Genomic DNA, 24484 nt, shown 5'->3' on the forward strand with positions numbered 1-24484 from the left:
GTTGTATACAAAATAAAAAAGACCTTGTATTACAAGGCCTTTTGCAAACTCACTTTATTTTGTAGCAAGTACATATTATAATACAAACCTTGCTCACTTAGTAATTCTTGATGTGTTCCTCTTTCTACTATCTCTCCATCATGCATCACAAAAATTTGATCTGAATCTTGAATTGTAGATAACCTATGCGCAATGGCTATCGTCGTTCTACCTTTTCGCATTTGTTGCAACGCTGTTTGAATAGCCTCTTCTGTTTCTGTATCGATATTAGCTGTTGCTTCATCTAATACTAATACTTTCGGATTCGTTGCTATCGTTCTAGCAAAAGCAATTAATTGTCGTTGACCGCTTGAAAATGCTGCACCTCTTTCTACTACTTCTGTTTCATACTGTTTTGGTAACTTTTCAATAAACGTATTTGCTTGCACAAATCGAGCAGCTTCTTTTACTTCTTCATCCGTAATTTCTTCATTATACATACGAATATTTTGCTTTACATTTCCAGCAAATAAAAATGCATCTTGCAATACGAGTCCTATTTTCTTTCTAATTTCTCGTTCTTCAAATTTTTCTAAATCTACACCGTCTATTACAATATTTCCTGACTTAATATTATAAAATCGCATTAACAAATTCATAATCGTACTTTTTCCGCTACCAGTATGCCCAACAAAAGCAACCGTTTGCCCTTGTTTCACGTGAAATGATACATTTTTTAAAACGTCACGCTTTCCATCATATGAAAAAGTAACATTTTTAAATTCAATATCCCCATCCACAACTTGAGGATTCTCATTGCCTTTTTGAACCGGTGCTAAATCTTTCTCGTCCATTAAATGAAATACACGTGATGACGAAACAAGTGCCTGTTGGAAAAAGGACAATTTCATCATCATCTCATTTACAGGTTGGAAGAAACGATGTATATAGTTAACAAAAGCATATAAAACTCCTACTTCAACAGGGCTCTTTAAAGCATCAATCCCAAATAAACCTAGTACTAACGCAATAGCTACAATATGCACTAAATCCGTAGCTGGTCGTAAAAGTAATGCGTCTAACTTCAAAGTACGTCGCCCTGCACTATAATGTTTATTATTCACTTCTTCAAACTCTTTTCTCATACGTTTTTCTTGTCTGAACACTTGAACAATATTCATTCCTTGTATGGACTCGTTCAACTTTGCATTTAACACGCTTAGTTGATTACGTACTTCTAAATAAAAAGCTGCACTTTTCCGGCGATATAATACCATAATCGCAAACATTATCGGAATTAATACGAGAGAAAATAGCGCTAATTTTACATCTAATAAAAACATCGCTACTAAAATACCTACTAAAAAGACTACATTTTTCACAAATGTTGATAATACACTAACATAAAAATCTTTAATCGCTTCCGTATCATTTGTTATACGCGATACAAGTGTACCAATCGGCGTACGATCAAAGAAACTTAATGACAGCTTTTGAACATGTTCATATACTTCAACTCGCATATCTTGAACAATCTTAAAAGCAATGTTCTGAAAGTACAATAGATTTAAATACGTAAATAATACTTTTAATAAATGAGCAACTATGTAAATTACAAATAAAGTAACGAGCGCTGATCGTTCAAAATCCCGCGGTACTAGGTGTTCATCGAGGAATTGTTTAATTAAAAAAGGACCCATCATTTCCGTTACTGTCGCACCAACTAAAAAGATAAATGCTAAAGATAGCAACCCTTTATATGGCTTCATATAGGAAAGCAATCTACTTAAATCACTTCGCTTCTTCTCTACCATCATACGCCTCCTTTCTCGACTAAAGCTTCTAATTGCTGGCTTTCATACATTTCCTTATACCAGCCGTTTTCCTTCATTAATTCCTCATGTGTACCTCTTTGTACAATTCTACCTTCATCAACAACAAGAATAAGATTGGCATGCTGAATTGCACTTAATCGGTGTGCAGTAATAATCGTCGTTTTCCCTGCTCTTTCCCTCTTTAAGGCACTTAAAATCGTCTCTTCTGTTTTTGCATCTACTGCTGATAAACAATCATCCAAAATTAAAATTTCAGCATTTGTTAATAAAGCACGAGCAATAGAGATTCGCTGTTTTTGACCACCAGATAACGAAACACCTCTTTCCCCTACTACTGTTTCATATCCTTCTGAAAATTGGAGGATGTCATTATGAATACAAGCAATCTCTGCAGCTTGGGTAATTTCATTATATGTAGCATCCGCCTTTCCAAAGGCAATATTCTCACCAATACTTGCTGAGAATAAAAAATGATCTTGCGGCACGTATGAAATGGCAGAACGGACACCATGAAGTGTTATATCTCGAATATCTCGCCCCCCAATTTTTAATTCACCATTAAAATGATCATACTCACGGATTAAACATTTTAATAAAGTTGTTTTCCCTGCGCCTGTACGTCCTACAACTCCTAGCGTTTCGCCCTTCTTCAAATCAAAGTGAATATCGTTTAAATGTAACAATTCATTTTTCTTATACGAAAATGAATCAACGGCAAACGAAACATTACCGCTCGCTATTGTCTGTACAGCTTTTTCGCTATTTACTACATCTGATTTTTGTGAAAGAATTTTTTCTACACGGTCATATGAAGCACGCCCACGCTCCATAATATTGAATAACCATCCAAACGCTAACATTGGCCAAACGAGGGTACCTAAATATGTCGTAAATGTAACGAGATCACCTACTGTTAATTCACCTCTTACAACTAATACCGATCCATAACATACTGCGATTAAAAAAGAAAATCCAACGATAAGAGAGATTGTCGGATCAAATAACGAATCAATACGTGCAACTAACACATTTTTATGTACAACATCTTCTGATTTTCTTCGAAACGCCTGCAAATCTTCTTTCTCTTGTCCAAGCGAGCGAATCACTTTCATTCCACTCATACTCTCTTGCACTTTATCATTGATTTCCGAAAACGATTGCTGTGCTTTATGAAACCTTTTATGTAATAAAGTTCCATAATAATTTGTCGAAATAGCTACAATCGGCATTGGAATTAAACTTAATAATGTTAACTTCCAGCTAATTGTAAAACCCATCGCTACGAGTACACATCCTCCGACAGCTAATGAGTCAACAAGCGTCAAAACACCTGCTCCAGCAGTTTGCTGGATCGCTTGAATATCATTGGTCGCATGTGCCATTAAATCACCTGTTCGATTTGACTGATAGAAAGATGGACTCATCTTTGTAAAATGTTCATATAAATTTTTTCGTAATTGGCGAGCTAATTTTAATGAAGACCCGAAAATCATAATACGCCATATGTAACGTAATATGTACATCGTAATGCCTACAATTACTAATAGTACAACCCATTTTAGTAACTTATCGGTCGTCAATGTTCCATCATTAATTTCATCTACAACGATTCCAATTACTTTTGGTGCTACAAGTTCTAAAAGTGCAACGCCAAACAATAAAATAATTCCAGTTATGTACGCTCGTTTTTCTTGTTTAAAAAACCACGCTAAATTCATAAACACTTTCATTTTTTTCCTCCTCCCTTAAAATGAGCGATGTTTTCAGTTTACCAAAAATACAGAATTTTTAAAAGTTTTAAAAACTATAACTAACAAAAAGAAAGACACTCTTAGCGAGTGTCTTTTAGCGCTTATTTCATTTGTTGCTTGTTCATTGCGCTCATCATTTGATTGATTTTCTTTTGGGAAGGTTTTTGTCCCATTTGCATCATCATCATTTTTAACATTTGTTCGTTAATTGGTGGATTTTTTTGTAAGTAATTCATCATATATTTGCGGGCAATGAAAAATCCTAACGCCACGCCTGCTACTAGTGCTACTACGCCCACTAGAATACCTAACCAAATTGGCATATATTTTCCTCCTTCATGTTGTCTACCTTACAGTGTACTAAAACCTTTTCAATAAGACAAGATACAATTCGACATTTTTTACACATATGTTCGTACTTGTTTTAGAGGATTCAGCCATCCGTACTTTGTATTTTCATAATCCATAGCTAAAAATGTTAATTCACACTTTCTTAACACCTCAAAGAATGTTGTTTCCATAGAGACATTTCCAGAGGTATTCATACGAATATAGTGCGGTTTCACCATTATTTCGCCGTACTCCGCTCCCGTATAAAGTGTATGTGTATGATGTGTTCTATCATATTTACCAAGAACGCGCAAAGCTTGTTCTAATTTATGATGAATTTTCATTACTTGCAATGGCATCGTTATATACATCATTTGCTTATATAACACTTTTTTCTCCGAAAGGGACCCAGATTCTGAAAATCGAGCAAATAAATCAAAAAACAAATATTCACGACCAAAATAAGCTTTCGCAATATCCTCTTGAATTAAATACAATTCATACGTTTTCATTTTTCCACTCCCAATCTGGACAACCTTTTCTCTTCATTATATATAAGAAAATTTGCAATGATTGTCTGACTGCGGAGAGATAAAAAACTTTTTCTGTCGAAAAAACTCATTTACATAGAAAAACCTCTCCATGCCGGAGAGATTTTTCTAAAATCATTAAAGCATTTCTTTTACTTTACGAACAACGTTCTCTACAGTAAATCCATACTCTTCCATAATCTTCTCACCAGGAGCAGAAGCACCGAATGTATCGATACCTAACACATCTCCTTCAAGACCTACGTAACGGTGCCATCCGAATGTAGCACCCATTTCGATTGCGAAACGTTTTGTTACTGCTTTTGGTAATACAGATTCTTTGTACTCTGCAGTTTGAGCTTCGAAGCGATCCATAGATGGCATGCTGACAACCGCTGCGTCAACGCCGTCTACTGCTAATGCTTTTTGAGCTTCAACAGCTAGGCTTACTTCAGATCCAGTTGCAAGTAAGATTACATCAGCCGTTTCTTTCTTGCTTGCAGAAACTACATATGCACCTTTTGCTACTTTTTCATACGTATCATCTTTTGCACCTTCTAATGTTGGAAGGTCTTGACGAGTTAATACTAAAGCAGTTGGTTTGTTTGTAGATTCTAAAGCAAGTCTCCAAGCTGCAACAGATTCGTTACCATCAGCAGGACGGATAACAGAAACGTTTGGCATTGCACGAAGCGCTGCTAATTGCTCGATTGGTTCATGTGTTGGACCATCTTCACCAACAGCGATACTGTCATGTGTGAATACATACGTTACTGGCAATTGCATTAATGCTGCAAGGCGAATTGCTGGACGTAAGTAATCAGAGAATACGAAGAACGTACCACCGTAAGTTTTTAAACCACCATGTAGTGCAATACCGTTCATTGCTGCACCCATTGCGAACTCACGTACACCGTACCAAATGTTTTTACCGCTGTAATCATCTCTTGTAAAGTCTTTTTCGTTATTCATGTATGTTTTGTTAGAACCAGCAAGGTCAGCAGATCCACCGAAGAATGATGGTACAGACTCTGCAATTGCATTAATTACAGCACCAGAAGAATTACGAGTTGCTGCTTTTGATCCTAATTCATAAGTTGGTAGGTTTTGCTCCCAACCTTCTGGAAGTTGACCGTTCATTGCTGCTTGGAATTCGTTTGCTAATTCTGGGTATGCTTGTGCATATTCACCTAGCATCGTGTTCCACTCAGCTTGCGCAGTTTCACCAACATCTTGTACTGTTTTACGGAAGTTGTCATATACTTCTTCTGCTACGTGGAAGTCTTGCTCAGCAGTCCAAGCATATGCTTCTTTCGTTAATTTCGTTTCTTCTACACCAAGTGGAGAACCATGTGAAGCTGATTTTCCTGATTTGTTTGGAGAACCGAAACCAATTGTCGTTCTTACTTCAATTAGCGTTGGGCGTTTTTCGTCAGCTTTCGCTTCTTCAATTGCTTTCGCGATTGCTTCAATATCGTTTCCATCCTCAACACGGATTACTTGCCATCCGTATGCTTTGTAACGATCTTCTACACTTTCAGAGAATGAACGATTTAAATCGCCATCTAATGAAATATCGTTTGAATCATAAAGCACAACAAGACGACCTAATTGTAAATGAGCAGCTAATGAAGATGCTTCAGCAGAAACGCCCTCCATTAAATCTCCATCACCACAAATAGCGTATGTATAATGATCTACTACACTATACGCATCACGGTTATATTTAGCAGCTAAATGTCTTTCAGCCATTGCCATACCTACAGCAGTTGCAATACCTTGTCCAAGTGGACCAGTCGTTGCATCTACACCAGCTGTATGACCGTACTCAGGATGTCCTGGAGTTTTGCTTCCCCATTGACGGAAGTTCTTTAAGTCATCCATTGTTACATCATAACCAGATAGGTGAAGTAGGCTGTATAATAACATTGAACCATGACCTGCAGATAATACGAAACGATCACGGTTAAACCACGTTGGGTTATTTGGATTGTGTTTCATAAATTGAGTCCATAATGTATAAGCCATTGGTGCTGCACCCATTGGCATTCCTGGGTGACCAGAGTTTGCTTTTTCAATCGCATCGATGGATAATGTGCGAATCGTGTTGATAGAAAGTTGTTCGATTGAATGTGACATGCTATTCTTCCCTTCGCTTATATTAGTAAACGTTTTATACATTTATATGATAGCTTCCCACGCAAGATTATACAACATGTATCGACAAATATGTTGATATTTTTTTGGTTTTTTATAAAAAAATCAATGTTCCCGGGAATGTATGGGCATTCAATATGACATACTTTTTCATTATTTTTATTTTAAAAAGAAAGGGAATTATCTGTATATTTATACAAATTTCTTCTATACTTACTTTTTTTAATACGTTTTTAAAAACACAAAAAGCATCTAACTTCGATGCTTTTCAAATAAGTTAAACAATCCGTTTCCGAATCGAGCTTGAAATCAAATCAATTATAATTACCATTAAAATAATACCTAATAAAATAATACCAACACGAGACCAATTCCGTGAACTCAGCGCAAAAATTAAAGGTGTACCAATCCCTCCTGCTCCGATAACCCCTAAAATCGCAGCGGATCGTACATTAATTTCAAATCTGTATAACGTATACGATAGAAAATCTGGTAACACTTGTGGTAACACCGCATACCAAAGTATTTGAAAACGGTTTGCTCCTGTTGCTAGTAACGCTTCCGTCGGTCCTTTATCTATGTTTTCAATTCCTTCTGAATATAGTTTTCCTAACATTCCAATAGAATGTAATCCTAAGGCTAATACTCCTGCAAAAGAGCCTGGACCAACAGCTTTTATAAATAAAAGAGCCATAACTAATTCAGGAAACGTACGAACAAAACTAAGCACAAATTTCCCAGATCCTGAAGTTAATTTTCCAATACTCATATTCGTTGCCGCCCAAAAGGCAAACGGAACAGATAAAAATGCAGAAATAAATGTACCTAATATCGCAATTGCCAACGTATCAATTAATCCATGTAATAAATCTTCACCATCTGGCAAAGATACATACGACCAGTCTGGATTTAATATCCCTGTCATAATTGCTTTCGTGATTTCACCTGCTGTGTCCTTTATCCCTTCTAATGGTACTCCTGAAAAGGCCCATACATATACAACTGTAAGTGCTATTAAAATAATCCAGCGATATATACTCGGTTTCTTCGGTTTTGGCACAATCATCGTCGTTCTATTCATTATAGTTTCTCCCGTAACAATGTACTAATGTAGTCAATTAACAAAACAACAATAAGGGTATAAATAATTATAGAAGCAGTTTGTTTATATTGTAAAAATCCAAGTGTACGATCATAATATAGTCCAATACCACCTGCCCCTACTAAACCTAAAACAGCTGCTGCACGTACGTTCACCTCAAATGTATAAAGAACATAGGAGACAAAATGTGCTTTCACTTGCGGAATTACCCCATAAACAATCCATTGCACCTTATTAGCTCCTACCGCTGTCATCGCCTCTAACGGACCTGGATCAATTGATTCAATTGACTCATACAACAATTTCGCTACAAGTCCAATTGAAAAAAAAGTAAGAGCCAAAATACCTGGAAGTGGCCCAATTCCAAAAATCGCTACGAAAATTGCCGCTAATAATAAATCTGGTATCGTTCGTATCAAATTTAAAATCATTCGAGCTAGACTGTATAAAAATGTGTTAGTAAACACATTACTTGCTGCAAACAGTGCAAGTGGAATAGCTAAAATCGCTCCTAAGGTCGTCCCAATAATCGCCATACGTATTGTATCTAACATCGCTGTTGTAATAACTTGAAAATAACTCCAATCAGGTGGCACCATCTCTTTCAATAGATCTACCATATTGGGAAAACCGTCTACCAGTTTTGAAAATGATGCATCTACTTGTACACTACTACTCCACAGCATTAAAATAACTAAAATAAACGTTAACATATGTTTCAACTTACTCGGCGGCTTCGGTATCGATTTCGAATATATCGTTACGTCACTCATTTAACTGCCACCTCTAACAATTCATTTTTCTGTGCTACATCTCCATAAATTTCAGCAAATTTTTCATCTGTCGCCTCTTCTACTGAACCATCAAAAACAATTTCTCCTGCATGTAATCCAATAATACGTGTCGCATATTGCCTAGCTAAATCAATAGAATGCAAATTCACAATTGTTGTAATTCCAAAATCTTCATTGATTTTTTTCAAATCATTTAATACTTGCTTTGTCGTAAGTGGATCTAACGATGCAACAGGCTCATCTGCCAATATGATTTTTGCTTCTTGTGCCAATGCTCTAGCTATTGATACACGTTGCTGTTGTCCTCCTGATAATTCATCAGCACGTGCATATGCTTTTTCTAAAATATTCACTCTTTTTAACGCTTGAAATGCGAGCTCCACATCTTCTTTCGGAAACAAACCTAACGTTGTACGTAATGTGGAATGATATCCAACACGACCAGCTAATACATTTTTTAATACTGTTGATCGCTTTACAAGGTTAAAACTTTGGAAGATCATACCGATATCCCGGCGCATACGCCTTAATCCTTTTCCTTTCGCAGCAGTAATAGACTCACCTTCAATAATGATTTCTCCTTCGGTAATCTCATGAAGACGATTTACGGATCTGAGAAGTGTAGATTTTCCAGCTCCAGACAGCCCTACCATTACAACAAACTCACCTTTTTGAATTTTCAAGTTTATATTATTCAATCCTTTTGTACCGTTTGGATACACTTTGGAGACATTTCGAAACTCTATCACACATCTTACCTACCTTCTATGTATTCAAAACGGCAAACTAACTGAAAACATCCCCTTTCAGCTAGCTGCCATTTCCATATGTATTATTGCGTTTTTACTTTCTTCCCATATTCACGAACGATATCAAATTTACTATCATCAGATTTAACATATCCTTCATGTGAATATACTTCTTTAATGATTTTACGGCCTTCCTCATTCTTTCCAATTTCAATGAAAGCATCTTGTAATTTCTTGCTCCACTCTGCATCTAAATCAGATCGTACAGAAATTGTATCGTTCGGAATTTTCTCAGTAAATTTCACTATTTTCGTTTGATCAAATATATTCGGATAATCTTTTTTTACAATATTACGAGCATCTTGGAATACAACAGCCGCATCTACGTCACCATTTAAAAGAGCAATAAGCGACTGATCGTGACCTTTTAATGTAACAGGTTTCACATCTTTTAACGGATCAATTCCCTCTTTTAATAGAACAGCTGCAGGCCACACATATCCCGCTGATGACGTTACATCTTGATAGCCAATTTTTTTACCTTTTAAATCTTTTACACTATTAATATTTGAATCTTTCTTAACAACAAACTCAGATTTATAATAATCTACTAAATCTTTTGTAGGGGCTCCTGTTTCATCCTCTACTCCAAAACGTTGTGCTTGTAAAATTACATTTGCAGCCTTCTTTTCATGTGCTAATACGTACGCTGTCGGCGGTAAAAATCCTACATCTACTTGTTTAGATGCCATCGCTTCTACAATTGTATTGTAGTTCGTTGAAATACTAACTTTTACTGGAATATTTAACTTATCACTTAATAGCTTCTCAAGCGGTTTTGCCTTCGCCTCTAACGTATCTGCATTTTGAGAAGGAACAAATTGAACATTTAAAGTCTTCGGTACATACCCTTTTTTCGTATCTTCATTTTTACTTGCGCTTGATTCCTTCGTTCCACAGCCACTTAATAATCCCGCTGCTAGTACAACTGTTGTGCTCATTGCAAAAACTTTTTTCAACATATTAATGCCTCCATTTTTCATTGTTATAAAATAACCTTTCATAAACATGAAGAAATATATCACATATTTTTACAAATAATTGATTATTTACAGAATCTTTACACATTCTATACACTCACATTAAAATTCTCTTCACATATTTGATATGATGAATTGGAAGATAACAATAGAAAAGGTGAGTCATATTGGAACAAAATCAAACTGTAACTTTAAACATCTTATTAACAAGCGATATACATGGCACTGTTTATCCTATTCACTACCAAGATAACTCCCCAGCAGAACTTGGTTTAGCTAAAATTTCTACTCTTATAAAAAAAGAACGTTCCCAAAATACAAACGTTCTTTTAATTGATAATGGCGACTTTATTCAAGGAACACCATTTACTTATCATTATGTTACATACGAAAAAAACAAAAAAAACCCAATGTCCTTATTAGCGAATTACTTACAGTATGACGCTGCAATTATCGGCAATCATGAATTTAATTACGGGATGGATATATTAAATAATGCTGTGACTACTGCGAACTTCCCGTACCTATCAGCAAACATTTTAGGTAAAAACATAAAGAAACCTTATTTCGGAAAACCTTATATAATCAAACAGATTGAATCCAATATAAAAATTGCTATTTTAGGGGTAACAACACATTACATACCAAATTGGGAACAGTCCCATCACATTAAAGATTTACTATTTGAAGATGCATTAAAGACTACAAAAGAATGGGTTTCTTATATTCGCGAACATGAGAAACCAGATTTACTAGTCGTAGCGTATCACGGGGGAGTTGAACGAGATTTACAAACCGGGGTACCGACTGAAGTGTTAACAGGAGAAAACCAAGGATATGCAATGTGCCATGAAATTGAAGGCATAGATATCTTATTAACAGGCCACCAACACCGGGAAATTTCTCACACAATGGCTAACGGTGTAACAATTTTACAGACCGGATGCAATGGACACTCAGTTGGAAAAGTAAAAGTAACATTCGAAAAAACGAAACATAAATGGGTGAAAAAAGAGAGTTCTTCTGAATTATTATCTGTACAAGGATTTGAGGCGGACCAAGATGTACTTTCATTGGTAGCCGATTACGAAAAGAAAACACAAAAGTGGCTTGATCAACCTATTGGAATCATTCAAGGGGACATGCAAATTTCAGATGCTATGCAAACTCGTTTGCATGATCATCCTTTTATAGAATTCATAAATAAAATACAGATGAATATAGCTAATGTATCAATTTCTTGTACAAGTTTGTTCCATAATACATCTCCAGGTTTCCCGGAACATGTAACAATGCGTGATATCGTTTCTAATTATATTTATCCAAACACATTAAAAGTAATTAAAATAACTGGAGCAGATATAAAAAATGCTCTTGAACTCTCTGCTTCTTATTTCACATTAAAAACAGATGGATCAATCACCGTAAGTCCTACCTACATAGAACCAAAGCCACAACATTATAATTATGATATGTGGGAAGGGATTTCATACGTATTAAACATTTCAAAACCAATTGGTGAAAGAGTAGAATCTTTACAGCATAACAGTGCTCCTCTTAATATGAATGAAGAATATGACGTTGTAATGAATAATTATCGTGCAAGTGGCGGGGGAAATTTCTTTATGTTTCAAAACAAACCAGTAGTAAAAGATATACCCACAGATATGTCTGAACTTATCGCTAATTATATATTGGAACATAAAACGATAGAAGCAACAGTTAATAACAACTGGAAAGTTATTAAATAACGATTTTTACAAATAAAAAAGATGGGCTTCGCCCATCTTTTAATTTAATTTTGCATTATCTTGCTTTTTTAAAGCTTTTAATTTCGTCGGTGTAACATCTGTACCTTCTTCGTTAACAACTTTAATACCTTTAAGTTCGTTTAACATATTTTGACGAAATCCTTTTAAATATTGTTCACGTAGCGATTGACGCTCACGTTGCTCTTCTTCAGTTAAACCTTCAGCTTTTGCTTTTTTCGCTAAGAAGTTAATGCGTTCAACGAGTTCGTGATTAATCATCTCGAATCCCCCTTCTAATCAAAACTGATTATTATCATACAATAGTTACTCTTCTTTATCAAGCAATTGCTTCGTATACTCTACATATCTACGATGTACAGTCGCCTTTGAAACATTATGACCAAATCCACGTAATGTTGCTGCAATTTCTTCAAACGTGAGTTCACTTTTTCGCAAACGTACAATTTCCTCAATTGGCACTTCTTTTTTCTCTCTTCCTACACTTAAATGACGATTTTTTAAATTTTTTTCTGGACGATAACCTTTTTCTACTGCACGTTGCATACCTCGTTTAATTTTCATATTATGAATCTTTCTTTGATATTCTTCAACAATACCAATAATATCTAATACCATCGAATCAGAATCCGACAATTGTAATTCACCGTTATGTGTATGCGTATATACTTTTATGCCTTCTTTATGTAAACAATGCATTAACGCGATCTTCGCATTTCCTCTACCAAGACGCGTTTCATCTTGTATAAGTAACACATCAATTTGTTCGTCTCGAATTGTATCCAACACCTCTAATATACCGTCACGTTCAATTGTATATCCACTAGCCTGCTCTTCAATCACCTTAGTAACATTCATTTGATAGCGCTCAGCTAAATGCAATAATTCATCTTTTTGACGTAATAATGATGTTTCTTGCGCTTCTTTCGTTGTACTCACACGTGCATAAATAATTGCATTCATTTTGAACCCCTCTTTCTCCCTATTATTTCCCTATAGTGTAACATAAATCCGCCATTTGTTCGAACTTATGTTTGTAGAATGTTTTTTCACATGTTATACTTATTAATAAGAAAAATGAAAGAAAACGAGGTGTTAGAAAACATGGAAAAGTTAACGAAACGCCAGCAAGACATTCTCGACTTTATTAAGCTAAAAGTACAAGAAAAAGGATATCCACCTTCCGTACGTGAAATTGGTCAAGCAGTCGGCCTCGCTTCTAGTTCTACAGTGCACGGACATTTATCACGATTAGAAGAAAAAGGATACATTCGACGCGATCCAACAAAACCACGTGCCATTGAAATTTTAGGTGAAGACCGAATGGATACGGAAACACAATCTGTTATTCAAGTTCCAATTGTCGGAAAAGTTACTGCTGGTTTACCAATTACAGCGGTCGAAAGCGTAGAGGAACATTTCCCACTTCCAGCTAGTATTGTTGCTGGAGCAGACCAAGTGTTCATGTTACGTATTTCTGGAGATAGTATGATTGAAGCTGGTATTTTCGATGGAGATTTAGTTGTTGTTCGCCAACAACAGTCTGCATATAATGGTGAAATTGTAGTCGCTTTAACAGAAGATAATGAAGCAACTGTTAAACGTTTCTATAAAGAAAAAGACCATTTCCGTTTACAACCAGAAAATTCTTCATTAGAACCTATCATTTTAAAACAAGTGTCAGTTATCGGGAAAGTAATTGGCGTATATCGTGATTTACATTAAAAAATAATAAAAAGAAGATAATTACCTTATTTATATACGGTAATTATCTTCTTTTTTGTATTTTGATAGATTTCCATGCATTCTATTTCTTATTAACGAGTTTTAATCGTCACATCTCCAGCAGCCGTTTTACCACTAATCTTTTTACTACCATTTCCAATTGTTACGTTTTTATTTTCTTCATTAAAAATCGTTACATCTCCGGCAGCACTTTGCCCAGTAATTACCGCATCTTGTGGTTTTTCCGATAAAGTAATATCTATATCTCCCGCAGTTGAACTTGCTTCTAGATTATACTTAGAATCATGATCTTGAATATTTATTTCCCCACTTGTTGTTTTTGCGGTCACTTTCCCTAATACCTTCTTAAAATTCACCTCACCAGCTTTTGTCGATCCCTCCACATTCTTAGCCGTTATTTGTTTCAACTCTACTTCTCCAGCAAGTGTTCTAACACTTACGCTATCACTTTTCACATCACTCATTTCGATTTGTCCAGCAGATGAATTTACTTTTACATCTTGGTAAGAGCGTTCGGGCACAAGGAGAGTCAATTTAGACGTTTGAAACCTAAAATCGTAAAAAGAAAAATCAAATGAAGCACCTTTTTCTCTTTCCCCAATAACTTTTAATGTGTCACCATCTTCTGCGATACGAATCTCTTGTTTACGTACATCTCCTGATTGCTTGATATAAAAAGAAGAGTCAGGAGATTTTTGGACAATAATATCCCCGGCATCTAACTTAACTTCTATATTTTTTAATGTTTCGTTTTTAATTACATTTTCTTTATCGCCTTTTTTAGCAGTTTGTACTGCTTTTTCATATGTTTGGGAAATTCCTATTACTCCAATAATGATACAAGCAATAGCGATTAAAAATAGTTTTTTCATCATTTACTCTCCTTTTATCATTTTGAAGTTCCATATTACATATCGTACACACAATCTCTTAAACCACTTTGTACTATAAAAAGCGATAATACATAACAATAAACCTACTCCAACAAACGTTATACTAACGAAAAGATCCAACCATATAAAAGTACCCATAAATACTTTTCCAATAACGAAAAATGGTGTTACTACACTAGCAATACCACCGATCCAAAAAGAAAATATAAAAGCAATAATTGCGACTAACGGTCCTAACACAATAATAAAATTAAACAAACTAAGTCCAATCGCTGCCATAACAGCTCTTGTCACATTTGAAGTCGATGGATTTTTTTTCATTTCATCGAAGCGATACATCGCAAGTAATTCTTTCGCTATTACTTTCGGAGAACCAAGGCCTTGTATTATTTCTGATTCAGTTTTCCCCTCTTCTAGTCCAAACTGAAAGTGCTCTTCATAATCCAATAAAATATCTTGCCTCTCTTCCTCTGGTAACTTTCTAAGATAACTTGATAATTCTTTAAGAAACCCTTCTTTACTCATCCCATTCCACCCCTTCAATAATTTCTTGTACCCCTTTCGCAAAATCACACCATTCTGTTACTAACAAATGAAATTGCGTCTCCCCTTGCTCTGTTAATTGATAATATTTACGAGGTGGCCCTTCCGTAGATTCCTTTAAATACGTTTGAAAATACCCTTCTTTCGTCAAACGACGTAATAAAGGGTATACTGACCCTTCCGATATTAAAAATTTATTAGAAATTTGCTGAACAAGTTCATAACCGTAACTATCTTTACGTTTTACAAGTGCTAATACACAAAGTTCAAGCACACCTTTTTTAAACTGAACGTTCAAGTGCCATCCTCCTTTCCTATCTTAGTACTGTTCAATGCACAGTACCTATCTTATCCATAATATACCATTTGGTATTGTTTATTGCAAGGTACTAAGCTATATTTATTGCCTAAATTTAGAAAATAAACTGACGAATCCCTGAATAAGACTGTTTTATAACTAAGTATCATTACGTTAATACCATTGAGTAATGATTCGATTCACAAGCCACAAACTTACAACCTTGCAGATGAGGACGTAAAAATCATTGGTCGCGTCGTACAGGCAGTAAAAAATTATTAAGTTATAGCACAAGTAATTAAAAAAAAGAGAAGATCGATTCTATCGAAAAAATTTTCTTAGTAAAATGATTCAAGGAAATCAAAAACAATCCAATAACTTCACTTAAAAAAAGCTAAAAAAAGCCCTGATACCGTAGTATCAAGGCTTCTCTCTCTTAGTATAGAGACATATATTGATCGCGTTCCCATTGGTGAACTTGTGTTCTAAATATATCCCACTCAATCTCTTTCGCTTCGATGAAGTGCTCAAGTAAGTGTTCTCCTAGTGCACCGCATACTACTTCATTAGATTGTAATGTAACTAATGCTTGCGCTAATGTTGCTGGTAAGTCAACGATACCTGCTTCTTCGCGCTCTTCTTTTGTCATTACATAGATGTTACGATCTACTGCTGCTGGTGGAGTTAATTTGTTTTTAATTCCATCAAGACCTGCAGCTAATAATGTAGCCATTACTAAATATGGGTTTGCAGCTGGGTCAACACTACGTACTTCTACGCGTGTACTAATACCACGAGATGCAGGGATACGTACTAACGGACTACGGTTTTGTGCAGACCATGCTACGTAACAAGGCGCTTCATATCCAGGCACTAGACGTTTGTATGAGTTTACAGTTGGGTTTGCTATCGCTGTAAATGCTGGTGCATGTTTTAAAATACCTGCGATGAAGTGACGAGCATCATCACTTAATTGTAAGTCACCGTTTGCATCAAAGAATACGTTCTCACCATTTTTAAATAATGATAAGTTACAGTGCATACCTGAACCGTTCACACCGTATAGTGGTTTTGGCATAAACGTTGCGTGTAAACCATGTTTACGAGCAATTGTTTTTACAACAAGTTTGAATGTTTGAATGTCATCACATGAGCGAATTGCATTTGCATATTTAAAGTCAATTTCGTGCTGCCCTGGAGCAACCTCATGGTGAGATGCTTCAATTTCAAATCCCATTTCTTCAAGTTCAAGAACGATATCACGACGACAGTTTTCCCCTAGATCCATCGGCGCAAGGTCGAAGTATCCACCGTTATCGTTTAGTTCTAATGTTGGATTTCCTTTTTCATCAACCTTAAATAGGAAGAATTCTGGCTCTGGTCCAAGATTGAAGTCTGAAAATCCTAAAGCTTCCATTTCTTTTAACACACGTTTTAAGTTGTTACGTGGGTCTCCATCAAATGGAGTGCCATCTGCATTGTAAATATCACAGATTAGTCGAGCTACTTTACCTTTTTCAGCTGTCCAAGGGAAAATTACCCAAGTGTCTAAATCAGGATATAAATACATATCAGATTCTTCAATACGTACGAAACCTTCAATCGAAGATCCATCAAACATCATTTTGTTATCAAGAGCTTTCGTTAATTGTCTCACTGGAATCTCTACGTTTTTAATTACCCCTAAAAGGTCCGTAAATTGTAAACGGATATACTTTACATTCTCTTCTTTCGCCAAACGGAAAATATCTTCTTTTGTGTATCTAGACATTATAAATTCCTCCTTAGTCCCTCTAATCGCCTTCAGAATCAGTTATCTTTAGTGAAAAAATCTTGAAATGTCACCTTGTCGCAATGAAGTTCGATTGAATCTACCTGTATGTTGTAGTTCATCTCGAAGTATTTTGCGAAGCTCAGTTTTTGAAATTTCTTTCGTTTCTTCTTTTACTTTCACTGCTTCTGTTTGATTTTCTTTCATTAGTAACACTTGTTTAATACCAGCCATATTCAAGCCTTGATCTAACAAATCTTTAATTTCTAACAACTTATCTACATCGTTAAATGAAAATAATCTACGATTCCCCTTTGTACGGGTTGGAGAAACAAGATTATGCTCTTCATAGTAGCGAATTTGACGTGCAGACAATTGTGTTAAATCCATAACAATACCAATAGGAAACAGCGGGGCAGAACGTCTATCTTCTTTCATTTTTCAGTTCCTCCTTCGCCTTAACTGCTTCTCATTTTATACTATGTTATGTTTAGTGTCAATAGATGTTAGCTTTTCTTACATGATTTTTTATAATTTTTTTTATGAATTTTTTCATTCTTTTTTCTAATCGCATAAATCATTACTTTTATACGAAAAAAGCTGCCGAAATCGACAGCTTCCCCTTAAGAAATTGTTAATAATTCTTTTTCAATTAATGCATCAATTGCAGAACAAATCGCAATCTTCACATGTGAATAAGTTAACCCACCTTGGACGTAAGCAACATAAGGCGGACGAATTGGACCATCAGCAGACAATTCAATACTTGCACCTTGAATAAATGTTCCCGCAGCCATAATTACATCATCTTCATAGCCTGGCATATAGTTTGCATACGGAGTAAAATGCGAATTAATTGGAGATGCATATTGAATCGCTTGGCAGAAGGCAATCATACGGTCTTTATCATCAAATTGAACAGATTGAATTAAGTCTGTTCTTGGTGCATTCCACGCTGGTGACGTGTTCATTCCTAACTTTTCTAAAAACGCAGCTGTAAAAATTGCACCTTTCAGCGCTTGTCCTGCAACATGTGGCGCTAAGAAGAACCCTTGATACATTTCTTGCAGACTGTATAAAGACGCTCCAGCTTCCGCGCCAATTCCCGGAGATGTTAAACGATATGCACACGCTTCAACATACTGTTCTTTCCCTACAATATAACCACCAGTTTTAACAATTCCGCCGCCCGGGTTTTTAATAAGCGAACCCGCCATTAAATCTGCACCAACATGACATGGCTCTTGCTCTTCAATAAACTCGCCATAACAGTTATCTACAAACACAACAACATCAGGTTTAATTTCTTTAACAAACGCGATCATCTCTTTAATTTGAGAAATAGTAAACGATGGACGAGTAGCATAACCTTTCGAGCGCTGAATACCGATCATTTTCGTATTATTATGAATCGCTGCTGCAACAGCCTCAAAATCAACAAGCCCAGCTTCAGTTAGCGGAACTGCATTGTAACCGATATTATATTCTTTAAATGAACCTACACCTTTCCCACGTACACCAACAATTTCCTCTAACGTATCATACGGTTTCCCAGTGATATACAATAACTCATCTCCCGGGCGTAAAATACCAAATAACGCTGTAGAGATAGCGTGAGTACCTGAAATAATTTGCGGACGAACAAGTCCAGCTTCCGCCCCAAATACATCAGCATACACTTTTTCTAACGTATCACGGCCAATATCATCATAACCATAACCTGTTGTCGGGATAAAATGCGAGTCACTAATTTTATGTTTACGAAAACTTTCTAATACACGAAACTGATTGCTTTCAATTACTTCATCCGCACGTTTATGTACTTCTGTAATCTGACTCTCTACTTCTTTTACGATTGGAGCAATTTTTTCTCCATTTTTCAAACGATCAAACATTTTTATTTTCTCCTTCTTCCACTAAAAATCTCTTTAATTGCACATTAAGCGATGAATGAGTAAAAATATACCCTGCACAATCATATACAAATTTATCTTCTAGAAACTCCATCTTTGCTAATAGAGTTTCCGTCTTTAAAAGCGTTAACAACTTACCTTCACTCGGAGGGATTTCCACTCGATAACGATCCATTTCTTTCTTCATCTTCGTTTCTATCGCTTCTTTTATACGCAATAAATCACTTTCTTCAAAAGCACTAGTCATTAAGAAATCACTTTTCGGAAACGGAATAAAGTTTTGATGTAATTCATCTTTTTTATTATATAACGTAATAACAGGAATATGGTTAATTTCAAGTTCTGATAATAATCTTTTTACTGTTTTTTCATGCCCTATGTAGTTAGGATCCGCGGAATCAACTACATGTAAAATGACATCTGCTTCCCCCGCTTCTTCCAGTGTTGAACGAAAAGCAGCGATTAATGAAGTAGGTAAATCTTGTATAAAACCAACAGTATCAGTTAGTAATACTGTATAACCAGAAGGTAACGGCATCTTCCTTGTCGTTGGGTCTAATGTTGCAAACAGAAGGTTTTCTTCAAACGTATCAGCTTCCGTTAATCTATTAAACAGTGTCGATTTCCCTGCATTTGTATACCCTATTAATGACACTTGAAATACTTTATTATCTTTTCTTCTCTCACGATATCTTTTTCGATGTTCCACAACAACTGCAAGTTGTTTCTTTATTTCATCAATACGCGATCGAATATGACGACGATCCGTCTCTAATTTCGTCTCACCCGGTCCTCTTGTTCCAATACCACCACCAAGACGCGATAAGGACAATCCTTGCCCCATAAGACGCGGCATTGTATATTGCAACTGAGCTAATTCTACTTGAAGCTTACCTTCCCTCGACTTCGCACGTTGCGCAAAAATATCCAGTATTAGTTGCGTTCGATCAATTACTCTCGCATCTAATACTGAGGATAAATTCCGAATTTGACTCGGCGTTAATTCATTATTAAATACAATAACATCCGGCTCTAACTCTTCAGTTAACATTGTAAGCTCTTCTAATTTCCCTTTACCTATGTAAGTTGCCGGATGAAACTTTGGTCGTTTTTGCGTTGTTGACACTAACAATTCTGCTCGTGCAGTCTTCGCTAGTGATGCAAGCTCTTTCATGGAATGCATAAATTTTTCATCATCATCTTGTGGCAATTGACAGCCTACTAATATGACTTTTTCTTTTTCTTCCATCAAATATGTTCACTCATCCTTTTCGAAATTTAAACCTTCTAATATAATAGCAGAGGAAGCACATTTCATCTAGTTAGCGGGGGAGAAAATTCATGGCATGGGAGATTTTTAGCATCATAGGCACAATCGCTTTCGCACTAAGCGGAGCCATTGTTGCAATGGAAGAGGATTATGATATTTTCGGGGTGTATATTTTAGGAATGGCAACCGCATTTGGGGGAGGTGCCCTTCGTAATTTATTAATCGGTTATCCGATTGTCGCGTTTTGGCAACAAGACATGTTATTCCAAATCGCACTTTTATCAATGACTATTATTTTTCTTTTTCCAAATAAGTTAATTAGACATTGGAAAAAGTGGGAAAATATCACTGACGCTATCGGCTTATCGGCATTTGCTGTACAAGGAGCATTATATGCCCAAAAATTAAATTTACCAATTAGCGCCACAATTGTAGCAGCTGTTTTAACTGGTATCGGCGGCGGTATCATTCGCGATCTTTTAGCCCGCAGAAAACCTCTCGTTCTTCGAGCTGAAGTATATGCCTTTTGGACAATTTTAGCAGGTTTCTTAATTGGAGCTCAAATTATTGTTAGCGATTGGGCTCTTTACATTCTATTCATTTTAATTGTTTGCTTCCGCATGGTTTCTATTCATTACAAATGGCATTTACCGCACAGACGTATCGAAACGAAAGAACGTTCAATGCATAAATAGCAATCTAACCTCTTTACATATCGTAAAGAGGTTTTTCTTTTCTAACGATTTTTTCTTTATATAATGTTTATACTAATTTTTAAAGTGAGGTGAATACAAATGACAAACCACGTTAATAAAGGAGCTCAAAAAAGCTCAGTAAATCAATTTGGACACGATCCTAATTCAGCACACGAAAAGAGCGCTAAAATGGAACACTTCCATAAAACACACCAAGAAAAAGCAAAAAAAGAGTAAACGAACTTATACACAAAAATTGACGCACAGTTTATGTACTGTGCGTCTCCTCTTCGAGCATCAAATCCACACTCGATATTCCAATTAAATCATTTTTATCATACGCATCTTCTTGCAACAACCGCATCGCCTGTGTACGAATTGATTTTTCAACAATATTCCGTACATATCGCCCATTACTAAACGATGTAATTTGCGACGAATACTTCACCGCATGTAAATGATCCCTAAATTTCCATTCAGCTTCTTTTGATAACTGATATTCACGATCTTCATACATTCTCTTCCCAATTTCCAATAGCTGATTTACCGAGTAATCCGCAAACTCAATAATAAATGGAAAACGAGATTGAAGCCCTGGATTTAATGAAAGAAAGTGATTCATCTCTCTTGAATATCCAGCTAAAATCAATACAAAACCATGTTGTTTATCTTCCATATGTTTTACAAGCGTATCAATTGCTTCTTTTCCAAAGTCCTTCTCTCCTCCTCGAGCTAAAGAATACGCCTCATCAATAAACAAAATACCTCCCATTGCTTTTTTTATTAAATCTCTTGTTTTTTGGGCTGTATGGCCGATGTACTCTCCTACAAGATCAGCACGTTCAGCTTCAACCAAGTGGCCTTTCGATAGAATATTCATCTCAAACAGCAATTTTCCTATCATTCTAGCAACAGTTGTCTTCCCTGTACCTGGATTCCCTTTAAACAGCATATGAAGTACTTGCTTCTCTGACTTCAATCCCTTTTCTTGTCTTTTTTTATTCACATAAATCCAAGCATATATTTCTTTTATTATCTTTTTTATATCCTCCATCCCAACAAGCTTCCCCATCTCTTCTTCAATTCTCTGCAGCATTTCATGTTTAATTGCAGTTTCATTTGAAATTACCGTTTTATTTTCTGCGGCTGGCAAAGAAATTTTCTTTCGATGGTTTAACACAATATTAATTTGATTGTTGTTTTTCTTTCGCATCGATTGTTCCATACAATCACCTCATTTTATCCACTCACCAAATATTATTATTCCTGTCCCCCTTGTAAATGCCTATTTTCAGAAAAGTTTGCTATAATATAAGAAATAATTAAGGTGGTGGGACTATGGAGACAACGGAATTCCATGATACAATACAAGCCTTTTCTATTTTTTTATTGAATAAAGGCCGAAAACCCTCAACTATTAAACGTTATGTTTATGACATTGAAGACTTCGGACATTGGTTAGAAAAAAACAAAAAGCTCCCTTCCAGTAATATATGGGCTACACTTTGTACAAAAGACTACGAAGATTACTTTTCCGATTTAAAAACGAATCGACATTACTCAGAAAAAACGATGCATCGTGTATTTATTGTACTAAATAGAATGCATCATTTTCTAAACATTCCTAATCCATTGAAGAATATGGAAATATCTATTCAACCAGACCGTACACTTCGTAACGAAGATTTCATTTCACCTGATGAAGAAAAAAGGTTAAAGTATATAGTCACTTCATTAGAAGGACTTTCAGAAAAACAACTTCCTGTGCGCCCCTTATTAATGGATCGCAATATTGCTATTTTAAATCTATTGATTGACTACGGTTTATCCTTACAGGAACTTACAGCATTAACAATGCATCACGTTCACTTTGAAACTAATACATTATCAATCCCAGCAACCGCAGGTGTAGAAAGAACAATTACATTAGCAAAAGAAGACAAAAAACAACTATATAATTATTACAAAAGCATCCCAGAACCAGTTCGTCCTAAATACCATAGTGATGATCCATTATTTGTCGCATTCGATTTTAACCGTGGAACATACAGGTGGGTATATGAAAATGATGCACCAAAGGCATTAACGGAAATTGCTATACAAAAAATGATTCGCCTCGAAGTGGCTAGAGCCAATTTACGTAAAGGAATTTCAGGACAACATTTTCGTAACACCTATATTTTAAACTTAATAAAAAAAGAAACTCCTGAATCAGAAATTATAAAACTCGCTGGATTCAAATCAAAAATTTCCTTAAAGCGATATTATCAATACGCAGAAAATAGAAAAAACGCCTTATTGTAAGGCGTTTTTTCTATTTTTTCTTTAAACAAACGATTTTACTATGACCATTTAACTAATTTCTGCATCTACTATGATGAGTTTCGTTCACATTTTCGTGAGAAAGGAGAGATTTAATGTCTCGTTATAACGACAATCAAAACAAATTCTCCAAACCATGCTTTCCAAGTAGCGCCGGACGAATCCCGAATACTCCATCAATCCCAATTACTAAAGCTCAACTTAGAACATTTCGTGCGATTATTATTGATTTAACAAAAATAATCCCAAAACTTTTCGCAAATCCATCTCCCCAAAATATTGAAGACCTAATCGATACATTGAACCTACTGAGTAAATTTATTTGTTCACTAGACGCTACTTCCTCCCTGAAAGCACAAGGGTTAGCTATTATTAAAAACTTAATAACTATATTAAGAAATCCAACCTTTGTAGCAAGCGCTGTATTTATTGAGCTTCAAAATCTCATTAACTATTTACTATACATTACAAAATTATTCCGAATTGACCCTTGCACACTTCAAGAGCTCCTTAAATTAATAGCAGCATTACAAACTGCTCTAGTTAATTCTGCTTCGTTCATTCAAGGACCTACCGGACCTACTGGACCAGCAGGCGCTACTGGTGCCACTGGGCCTCGAGGTAACACGGGCGCTACCGGCGCTACTGGGCCTCAAGGTAACACGGGCGCTACTGGCGCCACTGGACCTCAAGGTAACACGGGCGCTACTGGCGCTACCGGTGCCACTGGGCCTCGAGGTAACACGGGCGCTACCGGCGCTACTGGGCCTCGAGGTAACACGGGCGCTACTGGCGCTACCGGTGCCACTGGGCCTCGAGGTAACACGGGCGCTACTGGTATAGGAGTTACCGGACCTACTGGACCTTCTGGCGGGCCTCCTGGACCTACTGGACCTCAGGGACCTCAAGGTAACACAGGTGCTACTGGACCTCAAGGCGCTCAAGGTAACACAGGTGCTACTGGTGCCACTGGACCTCAAGGTGTTCAAGGTAACAC

General features: G+C 36.1%; 25 protein-coding genes and 1 pseudogene. 7 read left to right on the forward strand and 19 right to left on the reverse strand.

Annotation, left to right across the window (positions count from 1 at the left end; all coding sequences use genetic code 11):
- Window positions 1-29: 29 nt before the first annotated feature.
- From AB6801_RS16370 to AB6801_RS16410, 9 genes are all read right to left on the reverse strand, one after another.
- Entirely contained in the window at window positions 30-1793 is a 1764-nt protein-coding gene (locus AB6801_RS16370) for an ABC transporter ATP-binding protein (RefSeq protein ID WP_000229523.1), read from the reverse strand.
- A complete protein-coding gene (locus tag AB6801_RS16375) occupies window positions 1793-3544 on the reverse strand; it encodes an ABC transporter ATP-binding protein (RefSeq protein ID WP_097999069.1) in 1752 nt (583 codons plus the stop codon). The genes AB6801_RS16370 and AB6801_RS16375 overlap by 1 nt, the downstream gene beginning before the upstream one ends.
- 122 nt (window positions 3545-3666) lie before the next feature.
- Window positions 3667-3888: a YneF family protein gene (locus tag AB6801_RS16380; RefSeq protein ID WP_001123317.1), complete on the reverse strand. Its 222-nt coding sequence runs from the start codon at window positions 3886-3888 to the stop codon at window positions 3667-3669.
- Between the two features lie 78 nt (window positions 3889-3966).
- On the reverse strand, window positions 3967-4407 hold the full coding sequence (gene sirA / locus AB6801_RS16385; protein WP_000860645.1) for a sporulation inhibitor of replication protein SirA: 441 nt from the start codon (window positions 4405-4407) through the stop codon (window positions 3967-3969).
- A gap of 156 nt (window positions 4408-4563) precedes the next feature.
- Window positions 4564-6564: a transketolase gene (gene tkt, locus AB6801_RS16390; protein WP_000019782.1), complete on the reverse strand. Its 2001-nt coding sequence runs from the start codon at window positions 6562-6564 to the stop codon at window positions 4564-4566.
- Window positions 6565-6859: 295 nt separating this feature from the next.
- A complete protein-coding gene (gene phnE / locus AB6801_RS16395; protein ID WP_001082387.1) occupies window positions 6860-7663 on the reverse strand; it encodes a phosphonate ABC transporter, permease protein PhnE in 804 nt (267 codons plus the stop codon).
- Window positions 7663-8457, reverse strand: coding sequence for a phosphonate ABC transporter, permease protein PhnE (gene phnE, locus AB6801_RS16400; protein ID WP_001286376.1), 795 nt, complete (start codon window positions 8455-8457; stop codon window positions 7663-7665). Before phnE (AB6801_RS16400) ends, phnE (AB6801_RS16395) begins: the two co-directional genes overlap by 1 nt.
- A complete protein-coding gene (gene phnC, locus AB6801_RS16405; protein WP_000569247.1) occupies window positions 8454-9227 on the reverse strand; it encodes a phosphonate ABC transporter ATP-binding protein in 774 nt (257 codons plus the stop codon). The genes phnE (AB6801_RS16400) and phnC overlap by 4 nt, the downstream gene beginning before the upstream one ends.
- 83 nt (window positions 9228-9310) lie before the next feature.
- Window positions 9311-10249 (reverse strand): phosphate/phosphite/phosphonate ABC transporter substrate-binding protein, encoded by a 939-nt coding sequence (locus tag AB6801_RS16410; protein WP_000915064.1) that lies wholly within the window; start codon window positions 10247-10249, stop codon window positions 9311-9313.
- A gap of 185 nt (window positions 10250-10434) precedes the next feature.
- Between AB6801_RS16410 and AB6801_RS16415 the strand changes: the two genes are divergently transcribed.
- The gene (locus AB6801_RS16415; RefSeq protein ID WP_097999068.1) at window positions 10435-12018 is read left to right on the forward strand and encodes a bifunctional metallophosphatase/5'-nucleotidase; all 1584 of its coding nucleotides are present in this window, start codon (window positions 10435-10437) and stop codon (window positions 12016-12018) included.
- Window positions 12019-12057: 39 nt separating this feature from the next.
- On the opposite strand, the gene AB6801_RS16420 is transcribed toward AB6801_RS16415, so the two are convergent.
- A complete protein-coding gene (locus tag AB6801_RS16420) occupies window positions 12058-12297 on the reverse strand; it encodes a DUF896 domain-containing protein (RefSeq protein ID WP_000607015.1) in 240 nt (79 codons plus the stop codon).
- A gap of 45 nt (window positions 12298-12342) precedes the next feature.
- Complete coding sequence (locus AB6801_RS16425; RefSeq protein WP_000991472.1) at window positions 12343-12999, reverse strand: YneB family resolvase-like protein; 657 nt, start codon at window positions 12997-12999, stop codon at window positions 12343-12345.
- Between the two features lie 141 nt (window positions 13000-13140).
- On the opposite strand from AB6801_RS16425, the gene lexA reads away from it, so the two are divergent.
- The gene (lexA, locus tag AB6801_RS16430) at window positions 13141-13761 is read left to right on the forward strand and encodes a transcriptional repressor LexA (protein WP_000413738.1); all 621 of its coding nucleotides are present in this window, start codon (window positions 13141-13143) and stop codon (window positions 13759-13761) included.
- A gap of 92 nt (window positions 13762-13853) precedes the next feature.
- On the opposite strand, the gene AB6801_RS16435 is transcribed toward lexA, so the two are convergent.
- Genes AB6801_RS16435 through AB6801_RS16445 form a run of 3 tightly spaced genes read right to left on the reverse strand, consistent with a single transcriptional unit; the run spans window position 13854 to window position 15516 of the window.
- On the reverse strand, window positions 13854-14657 hold the full coding sequence (locus AB6801_RS16435; protein WP_000976240.1) for a DUF4097 family beta strand repeat-containing protein: 804 nt from the start codon (window positions 14655-14657) through the stop codon (window positions 13854-13856).
- Entirely contained in the window at window positions 14658-15200 is a 543-nt protein-coding gene (locus AB6801_RS16440; RefSeq protein WP_000031383.1) for a DUF1700 domain-containing protein, read from the reverse strand.
- Entirely contained in the window at window positions 15193-15516 is a 324-nt protein-coding gene (locus AB6801_RS16445) for a PadR family transcriptional regulator (protein ID WP_001102627.1), read from the reverse strand. Before AB6801_RS16445 ends, AB6801_RS16440 begins: the two co-directional genes overlap by 8 nt.
- Window positions 15517-15678: 162 nt before the next feature.
- Here AB6801_RS16445 and AB6801_RS16450 point away from each other — a divergent pair.
- A pseudogene (locus AB6801_RS16450) lies at window positions 15679-15798 on the forward strand (LexA family protein); the annotation flags it as partial.
- Between the two features lie 154 nt (window positions 15799-15952).
- Here AB6801_RS16450 and glnA read toward each other — a convergent pair.
- From glnA to hflX, 4 genes are all read right to left on the reverse strand, one after another.
- Window positions 15953-17287 carry a type I glutamate--ammonia ligase gene (glnA, locus tag AB6801_RS16455; protein WP_000092763.1) on the reverse strand — a complete coding sequence of 445 codons (1335 nt, stop codon included), beginning with the start codon at window positions 17285-17287 and terminating at the stop codon, window positions 15953-15955.
- A 48-nt stretch (window positions 17288-17335) separates the two neighbouring features.
- Window positions 17336-17725, reverse strand: coding sequence for a transcriptional repressor GlnR (gene glnR, locus AB6801_RS16460; RefSeq protein WP_000656783.1), 390 nt, complete (start codon window positions 17723-17725; stop codon window positions 17336-17338).
- A gap of 185 nt (window positions 17726-17910) precedes the next feature.
- Window positions 17911-19182, reverse strand: coding sequence for a methionine gamma-lyase family protein (locus AB6801_RS16465; RefSeq protein WP_000460289.1), 1272 nt, complete (start codon window positions 19180-19182; stop codon window positions 17911-17913).
- Window positions 19175-20449 carry a GTPase HflX gene (gene hflX, locus AB6801_RS16470; RefSeq protein WP_000391395.1) on the reverse strand — a complete coding sequence of 425 codons (1275 nt, stop codon included), beginning with the start codon at window positions 20447-20449 and terminating at the stop codon, window positions 19175-19177. The genes AB6801_RS16465 and hflX overlap by 8 nt, the downstream gene beginning before the upstream one ends.
- Before the next feature lie 92 nt (window positions 20450-20541).
- Between hflX and AB6801_RS16475 the strand changes: the two genes are divergently transcribed.
- Together AB6801_RS16475 and AB6801_RS16480 are read left to right on the forward strand one after the other, a co-directional pair.
- Window positions 20542-21165: a trimeric intracellular cation channel family protein gene (locus AB6801_RS16475; protein WP_000312267.1), complete on the forward strand. Its 624-nt coding sequence runs from the start codon at window positions 20542-20544 to the stop codon at window positions 21163-21165.
- Between the two features lie 99 nt (window positions 21166-21264).
- A complete protein-coding gene (locus tag AB6801_RS16480; protein WP_000181501.1) occupies window positions 21265-21402 on the forward strand; it encodes a hypothetical protein in 138 nt (45 codons plus the stop codon).
- A gap of 31 nt (window positions 21403-21433) precedes the next feature.
- On the opposite strand, the gene spoVK is transcribed toward AB6801_RS16480, so the two are convergent.
- The gene (gene spoVK, locus AB6801_RS16485) at window positions 21434-22390 is read right to left on the reverse strand and encodes a stage V sporulation protein K (RefSeq protein WP_000438176.1); all 957 of its coding nucleotides are present in this window, start codon (window positions 22388-22390) and stop codon (window positions 21434-21436) included.
- Between the two features lie 113 nt (window positions 22391-22503).
- Here spoVK and AB6801_RS16490 point away from each other — a divergent pair, with 113 nt between their 5' ends.
- Both AB6801_RS16490 and AB6801_RS16495 read left to right on the forward strand, forming a co-directional pair.
- Entirely contained in the window at window positions 22504-23469 is a 966-nt protein-coding gene (locus tag AB6801_RS16490; RefSeq protein WP_000450319.1) for a tyrosine-type recombinase/integrase, read from the forward strand.
- A gap of 113 nt (window positions 23470-23582) precedes the next feature.
- Window positions 23583-24484, forward strand: a 902-nt coding sequence (locus AB6801_RS16495; RefSeq protein ID WP_370941101.1) for a collagen-like repeat preface domain-containing protein, incomplete at its 3' end; no start/stop codon positions are given.

The sequence above is a fragment of the Bacillus sp. RCC_6_1 genome (assembly GCF_041360755.1).
Lineage (GTDB): Bacteria > Bacillota > Bacilli > Bacillales > Bacillaceae_G > Bacillus_A > Bacillus_A cereus.

What these genes read in the sequence shown, in the direction of transcription:
- AB6801_RS16370 (WP_000229523.1), bottom strand. Translation starts at nt 1,793, where the DNA reads ATGGTAGAGAAGAAGCGAAGTGATTTAAGTAGATTGCTTTCCTATATG.
- AB6801_RS16375 (WP_097999069.1), bottom strand. Translation starts at nt 3,544, where the DNA reads ATGAAAGTGTTTATGAATTTAGCGTGGTTTTTTAAACAAGAAAAACGA.
- AB6801_RS16380 (WP_001123317.1), bottom strand. Translation starts at nt 3,888, where the DNA reads ATGCCAATTTGGTTAGGTATTCTAGTGGGCGTAGTAGCACTAGTAGCA.
- sirA (WP_000860645.1), bottom strand. Translation starts at nt 4,407, where the DNA reads ATGAAAACGTATGAATTGTATTTAATTCAAGAGGATATTGCGAAAGCT.
- tkt (WP_000019782.1), bottom strand. Translation starts at nt 6,564, where the DNA reads ATGTCACATTCAATCGAACAACTTTCTATCAACACGATTCGCACATTA.
- phnE (WP_001082387.1), bottom strand. Translation starts at nt 7,663, where the DNA reads ATGAATAGAACGACGATGATTGTGCCAAAACCGAAGAAACCGAGTATA.
- phnE (WP_001286376.1), bottom strand. Translation starts at nt 8,457, where the DNA reads ATGAGTGACGTAACGATATATTCGAAATCGATACCGAAGCCGCCGAGT.
- AB6801_RS16410 (WP_000915064.1), bottom strand. Translation starts at nt 10,249, where the DNA reads ATGTTGAAAAAAGTTTTTGCAATGAGCACAACAGTTGTACTAGCAGCG.
- AB6801_RS16420 (WP_000607015.1), bottom strand. Translation starts at nt 12,297, where the DNA reads ATGATTAATCACGAACTCGTTGAACGCATTAACTTCTTAGCGAAAAAA.
- AB6801_RS16425 (WP_000991472.1), bottom strand. Translation starts at nt 12,999, where the DNA reads ATGAATGCAATTATTTATGCACGTGTGAGTACAACGAAAGAAGCGCAA.
- lexA (WP_000413738.1), top strand. Translation starts at nt 13,141, where the DNA reads ATGGAAAAGTTAACGAAACGCCAGCAAGACATTCTCGACTTTATTAAG.
- AB6801_RS16435 (WP_000976240.1), bottom strand. Translation starts at nt 14,657, where the DNA reads ATGATGAAAAAACTATTTTTAATCGCTATTGCTTGTATCATTATTGGA.
- AB6801_RS16440 (WP_000031383.1), bottom strand. Translation starts at nt 15,200, where the DNA reads ATGAGTAAAGAAGGGTTTCTTAAAGAATTATCAAGTTATCTTAGAAAG.
- glnA (WP_000092763.1), bottom strand. Translation starts at nt 17,287, where the DNA reads ATGTCTAGATACACAAAAGAAGATATTTTCCGTTTGGCGAAAGAAGAG.
- glnR (WP_000656783.1), bottom strand. Translation starts at nt 17,725, where the DNA reads ATGAAAGAAGATAGACGTTCTGCCCCGCTGTTTCCTATTGGTATTGTT.
- AB6801_RS16465 (WP_000460289.1), bottom strand. Translation starts at nt 19,182, where the DNA reads ATGTTTGATCGTTTGAAAAATGGAGAAAAAATTGCTCCAATCGTAAAA.
- hflX (WP_000391395.1), bottom strand. Translation starts at nt 20,449, where the DNA reads ATGGAAGAAAAAGAAAAAGTCATATTAGTAGGCTGTCAATTGCCACAA.
- AB6801_RS16475 (WP_000312267.1), top strand. Translation starts at nt 20,542, where the DNA reads ATGGCATGGGAGATTTTTAGCATCATAGGCACAATCGCTTTCGCACTA.
- AB6801_RS16480 (WP_000181501.1), top strand. Translation starts at nt 21,265, where the DNA reads ATGACAAACCACGTTAATAAAGGAGCTCAAAAAAGCTCAGTAAATCAA.
- spoVK (WP_000438176.1), bottom strand. Translation starts at nt 22,390, where the DNA reads ATGGAACAATCGATGCGAAAGAAAAACAACAATCAAATTAATATTGTG.
- AB6801_RS16490 (WP_000450319.1), top strand. Translation starts at nt 22,504, where the DNA reads ATGGAGACAACGGAATTCCATGATACAATACAAGCCTTTTCTATTTTT.